Source organism: Vibrio hippocampi (assembly GCF_921292975.1).
GTDB lineage: Bacteria > Pseudomonadota > Gammaproteobacteria > Enterobacterales > Vibrionaceae > Vibrio > Vibrio hippocampi.
In genome coordinates this window covers 2,186,849-2,202,876 of record NZ_CAKLCM010000002.1, presented here as the reverse complement: position 1 = coordinate 2,202,876, position 16,028 = coordinate 2,186,849, and the positions used below count along the sequence as shown (strand labels likewise).

At 46.3% G+C, this 16,028-nt stretch carries 14 protein-coding genes; 13 read left to right on the top strand and 1 reads right to left on the bottom strand.

Going from position 1 to position 16,028, the window contains the following annotated elements; all coding sequences use genetic code 11:
• Nucleotides 1-72: 72 nt before the first annotated feature.
• The 11 genes from rpoE to acpS all read left to right on the top strand — a co-directional run bounded on the left by rpoE (nucleotide 73) and on the right by acpS (nucleotide 9,310).
• Nucleotides 73-651 carry an RNA polymerase sigma factor RpoE gene (rpoE, locus tag L9Q39_RS12215; protein ID WP_237485313.1) on the top strand — a complete coding sequence of 193 codons (579 nt, stop codon included), beginning with the start codon at nucleotides 73-75 and terminating at the stop codon, nucleotides 649-651.
• Nucleotides 652-678: 27 nt separating this feature from the next.
• On the top strand, nucleotides 679-1,287 hold the full coding sequence (locus L9Q39_RS12210) for an RseA family anti-sigma factor (RefSeq protein ID WP_237485312.1): 609 nt from the start codon (nucleotides 679-681) through the stop codon (nucleotides 1,285-1,287).
• Nucleotides 1,284-2,258: a sigma-E factor regulatory protein RseB gene (gene rseB / locus L9Q39_RS12205; RefSeq protein WP_237485311.1), complete on the top strand. Its 975-nt coding sequence runs from the start codon at nucleotides 1,284-1,286 to the stop codon at nucleotides 2,256-2,258. The genes L9Q39_RS12210 and rseB overlap by 4 nt, the downstream gene beginning before the upstream one ends.
• Entirely contained in the window at nucleotides 2,255-2,725 is a 471-nt protein-coding gene (locus L9Q39_RS12200; protein ID WP_237485310.1) for a SoxR reducing system RseC family protein, read from the top strand. Before rseB ends, L9Q39_RS12200 begins: the two co-directional genes overlap by 4 nt.
• Before the next feature lie 115 nt (nucleotides 2,726-2,840).
• Entirely contained in the window at nucleotides 2,841-4,634 is a 1,794-nt protein-coding gene (gene lepA, locus L9Q39_RS12195; protein ID WP_237485309.1) for a translation elongation factor 4, read from the top strand.
• 115 nt (nucleotides 4,635-4,749) lie between these two features.
• A complete protein-coding gene (lepB, locus tag L9Q39_RS12190; RefSeq protein WP_237485308.1) occupies nucleotides 4,750-5,646 on the top strand; it encodes a signal peptidase I in 897 nt (298 codons plus the stop codon).
• A gap of 10 nt (nucleotides 5,647-5,656) precedes the next feature.
• Nucleotides 5,657-6,334, top strand: coding sequence for a ribonuclease III (gene rnc, locus L9Q39_RS12185; RefSeq protein ID WP_237485307.1), 678 nt, complete (start codon nucleotides 5,657-5,659; stop codon nucleotides 6,332-6,334).
• On the top strand, nucleotides 6,327-7,313 hold the full coding sequence (era, locus tag L9Q39_RS12180; protein WP_237485306.1) for a GTPase Era: 987 nt from the start codon (nucleotides 6,327-6,329) through the stop codon (nucleotides 7,311-7,313). The genes rnc and era overlap by 8 nt, the downstream gene beginning before the upstream one ends.
• Nucleotides 7,314-7,464: 151 nt before the next feature.
• Nucleotides 7,465-8,169 carry a DNA repair protein RecO gene (recO, locus tag L9Q39_RS12175; protein ID WP_237485305.1) on the top strand — a complete coding sequence of 235 codons (705 nt, stop codon included), beginning with the start codon at nucleotides 7,465-7,467 and terminating at the stop codon, nucleotides 8,167-8,169.
• Between the two features lie 16 nt (nucleotides 8,170-8,185).
• A complete protein-coding gene (pdxJ, locus tag L9Q39_RS12170) occupies nucleotides 8,186-8,920 on the top strand; it encodes a pyridoxine 5'-phosphate synthase (RefSeq protein WP_237485304.1) in 735 nt (244 codons plus the stop codon).
• A 6-nt stretch (nucleotides 8,921-8,926) separates the two neighbouring features.
• Nucleotides 8,927-9,310: a holo-ACP synthase gene (acpS, locus tag L9Q39_RS12165; RefSeq protein WP_237485303.1), complete on the top strand. Its 384-nt coding sequence runs from the start codon at nucleotides 8,927-8,929 to the stop codon at nucleotides 9,308-9,310.
• On the opposite strand, the gene barA is transcribed toward acpS, so the two are convergent.
• Complete coding sequence (barA, locus tag L9Q39_RS12160; protein WP_237485302.1) at nucleotides 9,307-12,102, bottom strand: two-component sensor histidine kinase BarA; 2,796 nt, start codon at nucleotides 12,100-12,102, stop codon at nucleotides 9,307-9,309. The two genes, acpS and barA, sit on opposite strands and share 4 nt — an antisense overlap.
• 192 nt (nucleotides 12,103-12,294) lie before the next feature.
• On the opposite strand from barA, the gene rlmD reads away from it, so the two are divergent.
• Together rlmD and relA are read left to right on the top strand one after the other, a co-directional pair.
• Nucleotides 12,295-13,611, top strand: a complete 1,317-nt coding sequence (gene rlmD / locus L9Q39_RS12155) for a 23S rRNA (uracil(1939)-C(5))-methyltransferase RlmD (protein WP_237485301.1) — start codon at nucleotides 12,295-12,297, stop codon at nucleotides 13,609-13,611.
• A gap of 180 nt (nucleotides 13,612-13,791) precedes the next feature.
• Nucleotides 13,792-16,014: a GTP diphosphokinase gene (gene relA / locus L9Q39_RS12150; protein WP_237485300.1), complete on the top strand. Its 2,223-nt coding sequence runs from the start codon at nucleotides 13,792-13,794 to the stop codon at nucleotides 16,012-16,014.
• Nucleotides 16,015-16,028 lie beyond the last annotated feature (14 nt).

The window sequence follows — 16,028 nt, the reverse complement described above, 5'->3', positions numbered from 1 at the left end:
ACTACAATAATAGATAAATAGCACTCATATCTGAGAAGGTAGGAGTCATAACCAATAGGAGTGTAGGCTCGAATGAACGAGCAACCGACCGATCAGGTACTGATTGAGCGCGTTCAAAGTGGAGATAAGCAAGCCTTTAATCTGTTAGTACTTAAGTACCAAAATAAGGTGTGTAATCTCATATCAAGATACGTGAGCAATTCTGGTGATGTTGCAGATATTGCCCAAGAAGCCTTTATCAAGGCGTATCGTGCAATACCCACTTTCCGAGGTGAGAGTGCATTTTATACTTGGCTATATCGTATTGCTGTGAACACAGCAAAGAACCACATCGTTGCGCAAAGCCGTCGACCGCCAGCGAGCGATGTAGACGCAGAAGATGCCGAATTTTTTGAATCTGGTAATGCTTTGAAAGAAATATCGAACCCAGAGAACTTAACGTTGTCGAATGAATTGAAACGTACTGTGTTCGCTGCGATTGAAGCTTTACCAGAAGACTTGAAAACCGCAATGACGCTTCGTGAGCTTGATGGGCTCAGCTACGAGGAAATTGCAGAGGTGATGGATTGTCCCGTTGGTACTGTTCGCTCCCGCATTTTCCGCGCTAGAGAGGCTGTAGAGAAGAAGATTAAGCCTCTTCTCGAACGCTAATACTATTGATTAACTATGGTGAAAATAATGGCTGATAAACAAAATCTTTCAGCATTCATGGATGGAGACCTGATAGATGATGCTTTCGTGGAAGCGTTAGCCCAGGACCAAGAGAGCCAGCAGAGTTGGCAGCATTATCATCTTATTGGTGATGTAATGCGTGGTGACGAACCTAAAAACTTGGACTGGAATATCGCTGACAGTGTGGCTGCTGCGCTTGAGAATGAAGCGCCTCACACCCCGGTAGCACCTGTGGTTATGCCTATGGAGGCTCAGCCTTCGCCGCAAAAAGCCAAACGTCAACTTCCAGCGTGGCTGTCTCAACTTGGACAAGTTGGGGTAGCGGCTTGTGTTTCTCTTGCGGTGATTGTTGGTGTGCAGCAATATTCGATGACAGATGCAAATCAAGTGGAAACCGAAACGTTACCAGTGTTACAAACTATCCCATTTTCTGGGAGTGTGGAGCCAGTTAGCTTGACGCGACAGTCTGTTGAATCGACTACTCACCAAGAAGCCGTGAGCAGCGAACAGCGTCGCAGAATTCATGCTATGCTCCAAGATTATGAGTTGCAACTGCGCCTTAACAGTGACGCGCAAGCTCCATTGAATACAGAAACAGAATCGGTCGTTGAATGAAAAAACTTCTGACCAGTTCATTATTGCTGTTCAGTTTATTGAATGTAAATGCCGCCTCTGCTGAGCAACTCTCAGCAGAGGCGCTGTTACAGGATATGAGCCAAGCGACACAGCAGTTGAATTATGAACTGTCTTATATTCTTATCAAAAAGAACAGCATAGAACCTCTGGTTTATCGTCATGCCAATCTAGAGGATCAGCAACTTGCGCACCTCGTTTATCTCAGTGGACCTATCCGAGAGGTGATTCGCAGAGGTAATGAAGTGAGCTATATTGAGCCGGGTGTCGATCCTTTCACCATCGAATCCGGCAAGATGGTCGCGCCTTTAATGCCTCTCATTGGGACTGACATCAATCAAATTGGTCAATATTATGATTACGTCCACATGGGGCGTGCCCGTGAAGTTGGTGTCGCGACGCAAGTATTCCGTATTGTTCCCAAAGATGGTCTACGTTACTCCTACGTACTGTGGATAGATGAAGAGACGAAACTCCCATTGCGTGCTGACTTGCTTGATCGTGATGGTGAGATTTTGGAACAGTATCGCGTGATCTCTTATACCGTAAATCAACATTTCGCTACAGCGCTTAGCTCTCTTAATGATGTGCAATTACCGGCCGTACTTGCCTTACCGAAAGGTGATATTGAGAGCAGTGATTGGGAGGTGACTTGGGTTCCGGATGGTTTTGATGCCAAAGAGTTGAATCGTTACGCTATGTTCTCGACTGAGCATGTGGTCGAAAGCCAGATGTTCAGCGATGGTCTGTTTAGCTTTTCAGTCTATGTATCGGAAAGTGATAACCAGTCATTGAATGGTCCTTTGATCAGACAAGGTAGACGAACCGTGCATAACATTGTCATTGGCAGCAAACAGATCTCGGTTGTGGGTGATATTCCCCCAGCCACGGCTCAGCGTATCGCTAAATCGGTATTGATTAAATCGAGCAGCCCTGAGGTAAGCGGGCCATGATGACTGCGTTGGCAACCGTCACAAGTGTGAAGTCCAAAGAGCACGAGTTTGACGTGGTATTGAGTTGTGAGCAAAAAACCAGCTGCAGCTCATGCCAATCAAAGAGTAGTTGCGGTACGGGTATCGTCAGCAAGGCTGTGGGTAACAAGCAACTGCTTTGGTCGCTCAAAACGGATAAATCCGTTAAGCAGGGCGATGTGGTCGAAATCGGTTTCCCTGAAAATCACTTACTTAAATCGGCCGCTCTTGCCTATCTATTGCCCCTACTGTTTCTTTTTATCGGTGCGGTCTTAAGTAAGCTGGTGCTGGGTCCCTGGACCGAGTACAACGAACTGACCATGATATTAAGTGCTATCATTTTTTCTGTGTTTGGTTTTTTTATCGCACGCAAGTGGATTGCAAAACTGGAGCAGTCTTCCTCACAACAAGTCGTGCTTATTCGGGTTCTTGGACAGTCTGTAGCCTAAATAAGGTGCGAACCCTGTCGAAATTCGGTAGAATCTGCCAACTTATTTGAACAACACGCCTTTGGCTTGTTGGTTCTGTGTCCCTTTTGTTTAAGAGTTTAGCTACATCAAATCTATGAAGCACATTCGTAACTTTTCGATTATTGCCCATATCGACCACGGTAAGTCCACTCTATCAGACCGCTTGATTCAGGTTTGTGGTGGCTTAAGTGACCGTGAAATGGCAGCCCAAGTTCTTGATTCTATGGATCTTGAGCGTGAGCGTGGTATTACCATCAAGGCTCAGAGTGTCACTCTGGATTACAAAGCCCAAGACGGTGAAACGTATCAGTTAAACTTTATCGATACCCCTGGACACGTTGACTTCTCCTATGAGGTTTCTCGTTCTCTAGCAGCGTGTGAAGGTGCGCTTCTCGTCGTCGATGCTGGTCAGGGTGTTGAAGCTCAGACTTTGGCGAACTGCTATACAGCGATCGAAATGGATCTTGAAGTCGTTCCGGTTCTAAACAAGATTGACCTACCAGCGGCAGAGCCTGAGCGTGTTGCGGAAGAAATTGAAGACATCGTGGGCATCGACGCGGTTGAAGCGGTTCGCTGCTCGGCGAAAACCGGTCTGGGTGTAGACGGTGTGCTTGAAGAGATCGTGGCTAAGATCCCAGCTCCAGAAGGCGATCCTGATGCACCACTGCAAGCGCTAATTATCGACTCTTGGTTCGACAACTATCTAGGTGTTGTCTCTTTGGTTCGTATTAAAAATGGCGTATTGAAGAAAAATGACAAGATTAAAGTCATGTCGACTGGTCAGGTTTGGGGTGTTGACCGTCTAGGTATCTTCACACCAAAACAGATTGATACTACGGAACTGAATACGGGTGAAGTAGGTTGGGTTGTTTGTGGTATTAAAGATATCTTAGGTGCGCCAGTCGGTGATACATTGACTCTAGCTAAGAATGGTAGTGACCAAGCGCTTCCTGGCTTTAAGAAAGTCAAACCTCAGGTATACGCGGGTCTATTCCCAGTCTCTTCTGATGACTATGAAAACTTCCGTGATGCACTGGGTAAACTGAGCCTAAATGATGCGTCTCTGTTCTATGAACCAGAAAGCTCTGCAGCGCTTGGTTTTGGTTTCCGTTGTGGCTTCTTGGGTATGCTCCACATGGAGATTATCCAAGAGCGTTTAGAGCGTGAATACGACCTTGACCTTATTACCACCGCACCAACGGTAGTTTATGAAGTGGTTAAGACTGACGGCGATCTTCTTTACGTCGATAGCCCAGCTAAGCTGCCTGCTATCAACGATATTGAAGAGATCCGCGAGCCCATTGCTCGTTGTAATATCTTAGTTCCGTCTGATTACCTCGGTAACGTGATCACCTTGTGTGTGGAAAAACGTGGTCTTCAGGTTGATATGGTTTACCACGGCAACCAAGTTGCGATCACCTATGACATTCCAATGGCCGAAGTGGTTCTAGACTTCTTTGACCGTCTGAAGTCAACCTCTCGTGGTTATGCTTCTCTGGATTACAACTTTATCCGTTTTGAAGAGTCTGACATGGTTCGTGTGGATGTGCTTCTTAACGGTGACCGTGTTGATGCGCTGGCTTTGATTACTCACAAAGATCAGTCGCAAACCCGTGGTCGTCAACTGGTTGAGAAGATGAAAGAGTTCATCCCTCGCCAAATGTTCGATATCGCGATTCAAGCAGCGATTGGTAACCATATTATTGCTCGCTCTACCGTTAAGCAGTTGCGTAAGAACGTAATCGCAAAATGTTATGGTGGTGACGTGAGCCGTAAGAAGAAACTGCTTAAGAAGCAGAAAGAAGGTAAGAAACGTATGAAGCAGATCGGTAACGTTGAACTGCCTCAAGAAGCCTTCTTGGCAATTTTGCATGTTGGCAAAGATTAATCATCCTTGTGACAACAGAAGCTAATGTGACAACAGAAGCAAATAGTAGAAGTGAAAGCGCTTTAGGGTGCTTTCACTTTCGTTATTTTTATAGAGACGAAAATAAGGGAATGTAATGGCTAATACCTTCTCATTGATCCTGGTTATTGTAACCTTGGTGACAGGTGTAGTTTGGGTTTTGGATAAGCTGGTATTGAAGAAAAAACGTCAACAAAAGTTGGCGGATATTCAAGCGCAAGCAAACAATCTTGATGATGCAACCGCAGAAAAAGTGTTGGCTCCTTCATGGTTTGTTGAAAATAGTGTGTCCATTTTCCCCGTCATCGGTTTTGTATTAGTGTTGCGTTCTTTTATCTATGAGCCGTTCCAAATACCGTCTGGCTCGATGATGCCAACTTTGCTGGTGGGCGATTTTATCTTAGTTGAAAAATTCAGCTATGGTATTAAAGACCCAGTGTGGCGCAGTGAGTTAGTTGAAACCGGTAAGCCGGAGCGAGGTGATGTTGCGGTGTTTAAATTTCCGCCATCACCCAATGTCGATTACATTAAACGTGTTGTCGGTATGCCCGGAGATACGATTCGCTACAGTGCAACCAAGGATATCTGTATTCAGCCTAAAGGTGAGTCGAACTGTAAACCAGTGAAACTTTCCAATGTGGTCGATAGCCCGTTTTTCCAAGATGGAATACCTTTAATTCAAATGGATGAGAAATTAGGCGCGGTCGCACATTCGATCTTGGTTAACCCCGTTAGCCGTGACCGTATTGACCGATATCAGCCTCGCCCAGGCGTGAGAGAGTGGGTTGTGCCAGAAGGTAATTATTTTGTAATGGGTGACAACCGTGACAATAGCGCGGATAGCCGTTACTGGGGCTTTGTGCCGGAAGCGAATCTAGTCGGCAAAGCAGTCGGTATTTGGATTAGTTTTGAATTTGAGCGTGGCTATGACAGTGTCTTACCTACGTGGATCCCAACGGGTGTGAGATTTAATCGCATCGGTGGCATTGATTGAACGAAAGAGTATGAAATCTCATATTGAACGATTAGAAAAAAAACTGGGTTACCAGTTTCGTAACGAAGAGCTATTAACTCTTGCGTTAACGCACCGTAGTGCGCACAGCCAGCACAATGAACGCCTAGAGTTTCTGGGCGATTCTATTCTCAGTTTTGTTGTTGCTGATGACCTTTATCACCGCTTTCCAAAAATTAATGAAGGCGATATGAGCCGTATGCGCGCGACGTTAGTTCGAGGTAATACCTTAGCTGAGTTGGGTCGTGAATTTGAGTTAGGCGAATACTTACAACTGGGTCCTGGCGAGCTAAAAAGTGGCGGTTTCCGTCGTGATTCTATCTTGGCGGATGCGGTTGAGGCCATTATTGGCGCTATCTATTTGGACAGCGATGTAGAAACCGTACGTCAAATGATTCTCGCTTGGTACCAAGGGCGCTTAGAGTCGATTCAGCCAGGCGTTTCTCAAAAAGATCCGAAGACCCGACTGCAAGAGTTCTTACAAGGCAGAAGAAAACCGCTGCCTGCGTATACAGTGACTAATATTAAAGGGGAAGCTCATAACCAAGAGTTTACAGTTTCCTGTGAGGTAGCAGGCATGGATAAACCTGTTATTGGTCGAGGCACCAGTCGCCGCAAGGCAGAGCAAGCCGCTGCAGAACTGGCTCTAGAGAAATTAACGAATGTCTGATAACGAATTTGATATTGATGCTTATTTTGCCTCAAACGGCGAATCAAGCGGCTTAGAGACAAATCACGCAGAAAGCCAACACTGTGGTTTTATTGCCATCGTGGGTCGTCCTAATGTGGGCAAATCGACTCTGCTTAACCATATTCTTGGGCAGAAGATTTCGATCACGTCTCGTAAGCCACAGACAACACGTCACCGTATTATGGGCGTAGAGACCGACGGTGATTATCAAGCGATTTATGTGGATACCCCAGGGCTACATATTGAAGAAAAGCGTGCCATCAACCGTTTGATGAACCGTGCGGCGAACAGCTCATTGAGTGATGTAAACTTGGTGCTGTTTCTTGTCGATGGAACTCATTGGACGAACGATGATGAAATGGTACTCAACAAGCTACGTAAAGCAGAATTTCCGGTCGTGCTTTGTGTTAACAAAGTCGATAACGTCAAAGACCGTAATGACGTGATGCTGCATATGCGTGAATTGTCGAACAAGATGGAGTTTGTTGATGTCGTGCCTATCTCTGCCAAACAAGGTAAAAACATCGACGTGATTCGCAAGCATGTGCGCGAGCATTTGCCAGAGGCGGTTCACCACTTCCCAGAAGAGTATGTTACTGACCGCTCGCAGCGCTTTATGGCGTCAGAGATCTTGCGTGAGAAGTTAATGCGTTTTACCGGAGAAGAGTTACCTTACTCAGTGACGGTAGAAATCGAACGTTTTGATTATAACCCGGAAACCGATGGCTTCCATATCAATGCGCTAATCTTAGTTGAGCGTAATGGTCAGAAGAAAATGGTCATTGGTAAAGGTGGTGAGAAAATCAAAACCATCGGTCGTGAAGCAAGATTGGATATGGAAGAATTATTTGACCGTAAAGTCTATCTAGAGACTTGGGTTAAAGTGAAGTCCGGTTGGGCGGATGACGAGAGGGCACTGCGCTCGCTCGGCTATATCGACGATATCGAGAATAAATAAACACAACAGTCCGAGCTCATCTAGCTCGGACTGTTCTATCTAGGCATCGGCTCTTTTTCTAGGCATAGCTCCTTTTTTAGGTTTAGCCCCTTTCTAGGTGTAGAACCTTTTTGAGCGTAGAACCTTTTTGAGGTTGTCAGGTTAAAATTATATGGATGGATTACAGCGTTGCTTTGTTTTACATCGCAGACCCTACAGCGAGTCGAGCTTGATTCTGGATGTGTTCAGTGAAGAGTACGGTCGTCTATCTATTCTTTCCAAAGGGGCACGAAGTAAACGCTCCAATCTAAAAGGTGCCTTGCAACCTTTTACCCCACTGCTACTCAAATGGTCTGGAAAGGGCTCGATGAAGACGCTGCGCCAAGCAGAAGCCATCAGTCTTGGGCTGCCATTAACCGGCATTAATCTTTACTCAGCCTTGTATGTGAATGAGTTGATTGCCCGCGTGTTAGCCAGTGAGGTTCCATTCCCCTCTTTATTTCATGACTATCTTCAAGCTTTAACAGAGCTGGCGCAAAATAGTAACCCAGAGCCTGCCTTGAGACGTTTTGAGTTGGCGTTGCTTTCAGCCATGGGTTACGGCGTGGATTTTCTTCATTGCGCGGGTACCGGTGAACCCATCGACCCAAAAATGACGTATCGATACAGAGAGCAGAAAGGCTTTATTGCCAGTGTTCGCAACGATAATCTGACGTTTGTTGGGGAAGAACTCATCGCAATTAGTGAGCGTCGCTTTGCCAGTAAATCTCAACTTCAAGCGGCAAAACGCTTTACACGTATAGCACTTAAGCCTTATCTTGGCGGGAAACCATTAAAAAGCAGGGAGCTGTTTATTCCCAAACTAAAGCAGCTTTAATCAAGGAGTAAAATTGATGAATCCTATCCTACTCGGGGTCAATATTGACCATATTGCCACTCTTCGTAATGCCCGTGGAACCAAGTATCCAGATCCCGTTCATGCCGCAGAAATCGCTGAGCGTGCGGGTGCTGATGGTATCACTATTCACCTGCGCGAAGACCGTCGTCATATTGTTGATCGTGACGTACGCATCCTGAGAGAAACCTTGCAGACCCGAATGAACCTTGAGATGGCAGTGACCGAAGAAATGGTTGGGATTGCACTGCAAACCCAACCAGAATTTGTCTGCCTTGTGCCAGAAAAACGTGAAGAACTGACCACAGAGGGTGGTTTGGATGTCAAAGGTCAGCTAGAGAAGATTAAAGCAGCCACTGAGAAAATGACGCAAGCAGGGATCAAAGTGTCACTGTTTATTGATGCCGATAACGCTCAGATTGACGCGGCTAAAGCGGCGGGTGCACCCTATATCGAGTTGCATACTGGTCATTATGCGGATGCGGAGAGCGAAGCAGAGCAGCAGAATGAACTGAAGAAGATCGCTGCCGCCGCGAGCTATGCTGCCGACATCGGTCTTATTGTTAATGCAGGTCACGGTTTGACTTACCACAATGTGGGTCCGATTGCCGCTCTGCCAGAAATCTATGAACTCAATATCGGCCACTCTATTATTGGGCGCGCGGTGTTTGATGGTCTTGATAAAGCCGTTGCCGATATGAAAGCCATCATGGCAGACGCACGACGCGGTTAATTTTTGATGGCGATTTTAGGCTTAGGTACCGATATTGCAGAAATCGGCAGATTGGAAAAAACGCTGTCTCGAAGCGGAGAGGCGTTTGCTAAGCGCATATTGACTGAAACTGAGTTTGCTCAGTTTCAGTCTCTTAAGCAGCAAGCCCGGTTTTTGGCCAAGCGTTTCGCCGCCAAAGAAGCGGCATCAAAAGCCTTAGGTACTGGTATTGCTCAAGGTGTGACTTTTCAAGATTTTCAAATATCGAATGATGACTTGGGTAAGCCAATATTGATATTGAATAAGCGAGCGGCAGAGATTGCCGCTGAACGTGGTATCAATGCTATCCACCTGACCATTTCTGATGAACGCCACTACGCGGTGGCGACAGTGATCTTTGAGGCGGTTTAGGTCTTATGGTTGATATAAAGTGGAGCCGCTTCTATCACCTTATCCATTTCTTCTTGTAACTCAAACAGCTCGGGTTCAATATTTTCTAGCGACTCACCTGAGCGCAGGGCTTTCTCGATTGCGGCGCAAATAGCTTTTAATCGAGGAACGCCACTGTAAGAGCAACTACCGTGTAGTTTATGAATATGATGGATGACATCGTCACGGTCATCATAATCTTGCTCCAGAACTTGCTGCGAGATTTGATAGACCTCTGGAATGTAATCCAGCAACATCTTAAGCATATCGATTGCCAGATCTTCTTTGTGAGCCGATTGGCGCAGCGCAGCTTGCCAGTCGATGATCTTATTGTTGTCGATAAGGTTGATTGCTGGCGCTAAAGGTTTGGGGTCGGTCTCTGCGTGAGTTGCCGAGGCATGTTCCAACGGCAGAGCCTGAGTCACAGGTACCCATTTGTTCATAACCTGTTCGAGTATAGGCTCGTCAATAGGTTTGGTGAGATAATCATCCATCCCTTCAGATAGCAGTCGGTCTCTTTCTCCTGACATCGCATGCGCAGTGACCGCAATCACTGGAGTAGACTGGTTAGATTCGGTCTCTTTGATATATTTACAGGCAGTGACACCATCCATCTTCGGCATCTGTATATCCATAAATACCATATCAAATTTTTGCTGTTGCGCTTTTTCGACTGCCACCGTGCCACTATCACATGAAACCACCGTCTCAACGCGTTCAGAAAGCAGAGCCGTAATCAGTTTCAAGTTCGCCAGATTGTCATCCACCGCCATCACAGTGATAGGACGTTTTTCAACACTTTCGACATGAACCACGGGAGCGAGTTGTAACGGCTGTTTTTCCAGTAGTGATTGCAGTAGACGCTTGCGCGACAGGGGTTTCGTCAAACACTGAACATCATGGTTCTGCATCAAATAATCGGATAGCGCCAATTGAGTGCTCGAGGTACCGATGATCAGGTTGGAGGTGTAGTCTTGGCATTGCGCTATCCACTCCTCAACCACATTAAGGGCAATATCTTCGTTCGGTTGCAGACAAAGTACAATGTAGTCGTACGGCTCCAATCGCTCTGGTATGGCAGAACGGTAGGTGACGGACATTTTTTCTTGCGCCAATACTTGTTGAATTACCGCCGCCGCTTGAATGTTAGGCTCAACCAGTAACAACTGTTTACTCTCTATCATGCTCAGGTCAAGTGGCGTGATCATTGGGATATCCGTCGAGAGCAGTCTGAGGGTAAACCAGAAAGTGGAACCTTGGTGCAGACGACTGGTAAGACTGATCTCACCGCCCATTTGACCGACGAGTTTTTGCGTGATGACCAGACCAAGACCTGTGCCGCCATAACGCCTTGAAATACTGGCATCTGCTTGGCTAAAGGCTTGGAATAATTGCGCTTGTTGGCGCTCAGAAATACCAATGCCGGTATCGCGCACCATAAATTGCAGCTCAACGCGGTCTTCTTTGGTCGATTTCAGCTCAACGCTGATATCAATGTTGCCTCTTTCGGTGAATTTAATCGAGTTACCAATCAAGTTGGTCAGGACTTGCTGAATACGCAGCGGGTCACCCACTAATCCTGTTGGGATTTTTGGATCCACTTTCAGGGTCAGTTCTAAGCCTTTTTCGTGGGCGCTGGTGGCTTGCAGAGCGACGACTTCTTCCAAGCTGTCTTGGAATTCAAATGGAATATTCTCTAGCGCTAACTTACCCGCTTCAAGTTTGGAGAAATCGAGAATGTCATTGATGATATTCAGCAGGTTATTGGCCGATTTTTCAATGGTCTGTAGATAGTCGGTTTGGCTGTTCGTCAGTTGGGTTTTTAGCATTTGTCGAGTGAAGCCAATCACTCCATTAAGTGGCGTACGCAGTTCGTGTGACATATTGGCCAAGAATTCTGACTTCACGCGCGCCGCTTCTTGAGCGCGTTTTTTAGCAATATCGAGTTCGACGTTTTGGATTTCAAGCTGTTCTAATGTTTCACGTAAATCGGAGGTGGCTTGGTCAATACTGTGTTGCATCTCTACATGGTATTCAGACAGAGACACCGCCATCGCATTGATACCTTTTTTGAGTGAGTCCAACTCACCGTGCATCTTGCCTTCAATACGCACATCTAAGTGACCGCGACGAATGCGATCCACCATGTTCTGCATGTGTGAAATAGGGCGTGTCACATCATGCATTAATTGATAGGCGAAGAAGCCCGCCAACACCAATCCAAAGACTAACACCAAAAAGGCGAAGAAGACTTCTTGATATTGCTGCAAGCGTAGTGATGAAAGATCGAGTTCAACCGCAACATAACCAAGGGTCTTGCTGCTAGAGGTGATCTCCGTACTGCCGGAGACTAACTGGCTTTCTGCGATAATCGGTGTACGAAGGATCAGCGTGTTGGCGTTGAGTTCTGAGGAGCTAAGAAAAGGAATCGGCTTTTCTTTGGGAAAGGTCAGCGCATCAAAATTAGGGTGAAAGTTGGACGTGACAAACAGCTCATGGTTGGCATCAAACACCGCAATGCTGCGTACCACTTTGGAATTTTTGCGATGCGCGTAGCTTATCAAGCGGCGAACCGATTCCCGACTATGATTAATGAGTCCCTGTTCACTTGCAATGGCAAGTGGTTCAATGATCCCGGCACCGGCATTGACGACTTGTGTTTCAAGATCGTGGTAGCGGTTGTAGGAAAAGAATGCACTAAGCACAAGACCAATAATTAGGGTCGGTGCCAGCGTTAATGTCATTACTCGAGCGCGGAGGCCGTATCTTGTCATTTTAGTTTGAAGTCATTATTTGTCTGGAATGATTATGTGGATATGGGACAATACCCAACACTGCATCACTTGGATGACGTAAGCTTAATCAAAGCGAGTCTGTTCGACAATCTCTGTTCGACAGAATAGTGAGACATAGACACATTTTTACGCTTTGAATTAACACTCCTTTTTTAGCACCGGATAATAGATATGGCACGTTTTTTTAAACCCACCAAGAAAACCTCTTTTTCTAGTAAGCATCAAGAAATGATGATTGAGCGTATGGATCATCAAGGAGCAGGCATCGCTTATCAGAATAAAAAGCCAGTTTTTATTGAAGGGGCAATAGAAGGTGAGAAGGTACTTGCGCAGTTAACCGAGAGTAAAAGTAAATTTGCCAAAGCGCAGTTGATTAAGGTGCTTCAAGCATCGGAGACGCGCGTTGAGCCATTTTGCCCTCATTACGAACAGTGTGGAGGCTGTAACCAGCAACACTTGAATAATGACGCTCAACGGGAGTATAAGCAGCAGGCGCTGAGTCAGTTGATGAGCAAGTTTGCTAACCAAACGCTGACGTTGTCCCCTTCAATTGAGTCCCAAGACAAAGCCTATCGCCGTCGTGCTCGTTTAAGTATCAAATTGAACAAGAAAAACCGTCAATTGGTAATGGGATTCCGTCGTAAACGCAGTAACGAGTTGGTGGACATTAATCACTGCCCAGTGTTACTTGATTCATTAAATGCGCGCATCCCTGAATTGCGAGAGATACTCACTCAATTCTCTAATCCAGCCGCTTTGGGGCACATAGAGCTAGTTCAAGCCGACAACACATCGGTTGTGGTGCTGAGACATACGCAAAAACTGTCAGAAAAAGACCTGCAATCGCTGACCTCATATTCTGAAAAGAATCAGATCTGCTTGTATTTGATGCCTGAGGCAGGTCAGTTGCAGCATGTTACCGGTGAGCAGCCTTATTATTCGGAATTAGGGTTGGCGTTGCCATTTCTACCCTCACACTTTATTCAAGTGAATCAAGAGATTAATAAGAAGATGGTGGCGCAGGCGATGGCGTGGCTTAGCCCACAATCGCAAGATAGAGTGCTAGATTTATTCTGCGGACTTGGTAATTTCACCTTGCCATTGGCACAGGTTTGTCAAAAAGTGGTCGGTGTTGAAGGTGTGCAAGACATGGTCGATTGGGCAAGTCATAATGCGCTTCACAACCAACTGTTTAACGTCGAGTTTTATCAAGCGAACCTTGAACAAGATTGGCAAGATCTCGTTTGGACCCGCGAACAATTCGATAAAATACTGCTCGATCCCGCCCGTGCAGGGGCAAGCGGTATTATTGACAAAGTCTCACAGTTGGGAGCCTCAAGAGTGCTTTATGTTTCTTGTAATCCTGCTACTCTAGCCAGAGACAGTCAAAGCCTGATTGAACAAGGTTATCAATTGGTGAAACTGGGAATGTTAGATATGTTTCCACACACCAGTCACTTAGAATCTATGGCGCTGTTTGAGAAATAACAGCCCATGCTCCGATGCCCAAAAGCGAACACTCCCTAGAGGTTGAGTTGGCTTGGGTAGTCGCAAGAACAATTAACGGAATAACAACAATTCACGCGCCGCAATACGCAAAAATAAGTAAAGATATATCAAGCGTAAAGTGGTGGGTGGGTGAATAAATAGGATTGGGAAGATTAGACGATGGTTGCGGTTAGAAGCGCACATTTAAATCCGGATGAAAAGTTCGATTTAGACAAGTGGATAGCATCTCTGAAGCAGGAAAAGGGCACAGCGAAAAGGCTCAAAGAAGTTTACCAGCGGTGTGCTCAGGTTCTCGACGGGAATGAACAAGGCAATTTACTGCTTTGGCGTGGTCGGGAGATGATAGAAATCCTAGTCACTCTGTCTATGGACAAAGCAACGTTGGTGGCGGCGTTACTTTATCCGCTGGTGGCTGAGGGCGCGTATCCACAAGAACAGCTAGAAGAAGATCACGGTAAAGCTATCATCAAGATGATTGATGGTGTAGCAGAAATGGCGGCTATCGGGCAGTTGAACGTGACCCTCGATGGTTCAGAGGCTTCAGGGCAAGTGGATAATGTGCGTCGCATGTTATTGGCGATGGTGGATGATTTTCGCTGTGTGGTCATTAAGTTGGCTGAGCGCATAAGTAATCTGCGAGAAGTCAAAGATGAATCGGATGAAGTGCGCAGAGCCGCAGCGAAAGAGTGTGCCAATATCTACGCACCGCTCGCGAACCGTCTTGGTATCGGTCAGTTAAAGTGGGAAATTGAAGACTACGCTTTTCGCTACCAACACCCGCAAACCTACAAGCAGATTGCGAAACAACTTTCCGAACGTCGAATCGTCCGTGAACAGTACATTAAAGATTTTGTCGATGACTTAACTGCCGAAATGCAAGCTTCAAGCATTCTTGCCGAAGTGAGTGGTCGACCTAAGCACATCTACAGCATCTGGCGCAAAATGCAGAAAAAAGGTCTCGCCTTTGATGAACTATTTGATGTGCGCGCAGTACGAATTATTGCTGAGCGACTTCAGGATTGTTACGCCGCACTAGGGATAGTTCATACCAAATATAAGCACTTACCTAGTGAGTTTGACGACTACGTTGCCAACCCAAAACCTAACGGCTATCAATCGATCCATACTGTGATCCTTGGTCCAGAAGGTAAAACCATTGAGATCCAGATCCGCACCAAACAGATGCACGAAGACTCTGAATTAGGGGTGGCCGCGCACTGGAAATATAAAGAAGGTGCGAGCTCTGGTCGCAGCGGCTACGACGAGAAAATTACTTGGCTGCGTAAACTGCTTGATTGGCAAGAAGAGATGTCAGACTCGGGCGAAATGCTCGATGAACTTCGTAGTCAGGTATTTGATGATCGAGTTTATGCCTTCACCCCGCGTGGTGATGTCGTTGATTTACCAATGGGCGCAACACCGCTTGATTTTGCTTACCATATTCACTCAGAAGTCGGACATCGCTGTATTGGAGCCAAAGTGGCAGGACGTATCGTGCCCTTTACTCACAAACTGACCATGGGTGATCAGGTAGAGATTATTACCGCCAAAGAACCAAACCCGTCTCGCGACTGGCTAAACCCCTCTTTAGGATTTGTTCACTCCGGTCGTGCCCGCGCCAAGATCAATGCGTGGTTCAGAAAGCAGAGCCGAGAGAAGAACCTAGAAGCCGGTAAAGAAATCCTCGAATCGGAACTGCATAAGATAGGGGCAACACTCAAAGATGCTGAGCAGTATGCCCTCAAGCGTTTCAACGTCAATACGCCAGATGAACTGTATGTTGGTGTGGGTAGCGGTGACCTGCGTATTAATCAGGTTATCAACCATATTAATGCGCTGGTGAATAAGCCGACGGCTGAAGAAGAAGACCAGCAAGCGTTGGAGAAACTGCAAGAATCGGGCACTAAGAATACCAGTCAAAGTCGTCCTCACAAAGATGCGGTTGTCGTAGAAGGGGTTGATAACCTGATGACTCACCTTGCGCGCTGTTGTCAGCCTATTCCTGGTGATCAGATTAAGGGTTACATTACCCAAGGGCGCGGTATTTCGGTTCACCGAGCGGATTGTGAACAGCTCGATGAACTCAGTCATCATGCGCCTGAACGTATCATTGATACTGTTTGGGGCAGTGGTTTTGTCGGTTCTTATATTCTGACGATTCGTGTAGAAGCCCTTGAACGAGGTGGCTTACTTAAAGATGTCACCACACTGCTGACGAATGAGAAAGTCAAAGTCGTGACCATGAAGAGCCGGAGTGACTACAAGCGACAGTTAACGATTATGGACTTTGATCTCGAGGTCAATAATATAGAAATTCTGTCTCGCGTGATCACTCGTGTTGAGCAAATTAAAGATGTGATGAGCGTTAAGCGCCTCGGCTAGTGGGCGACTAAAAT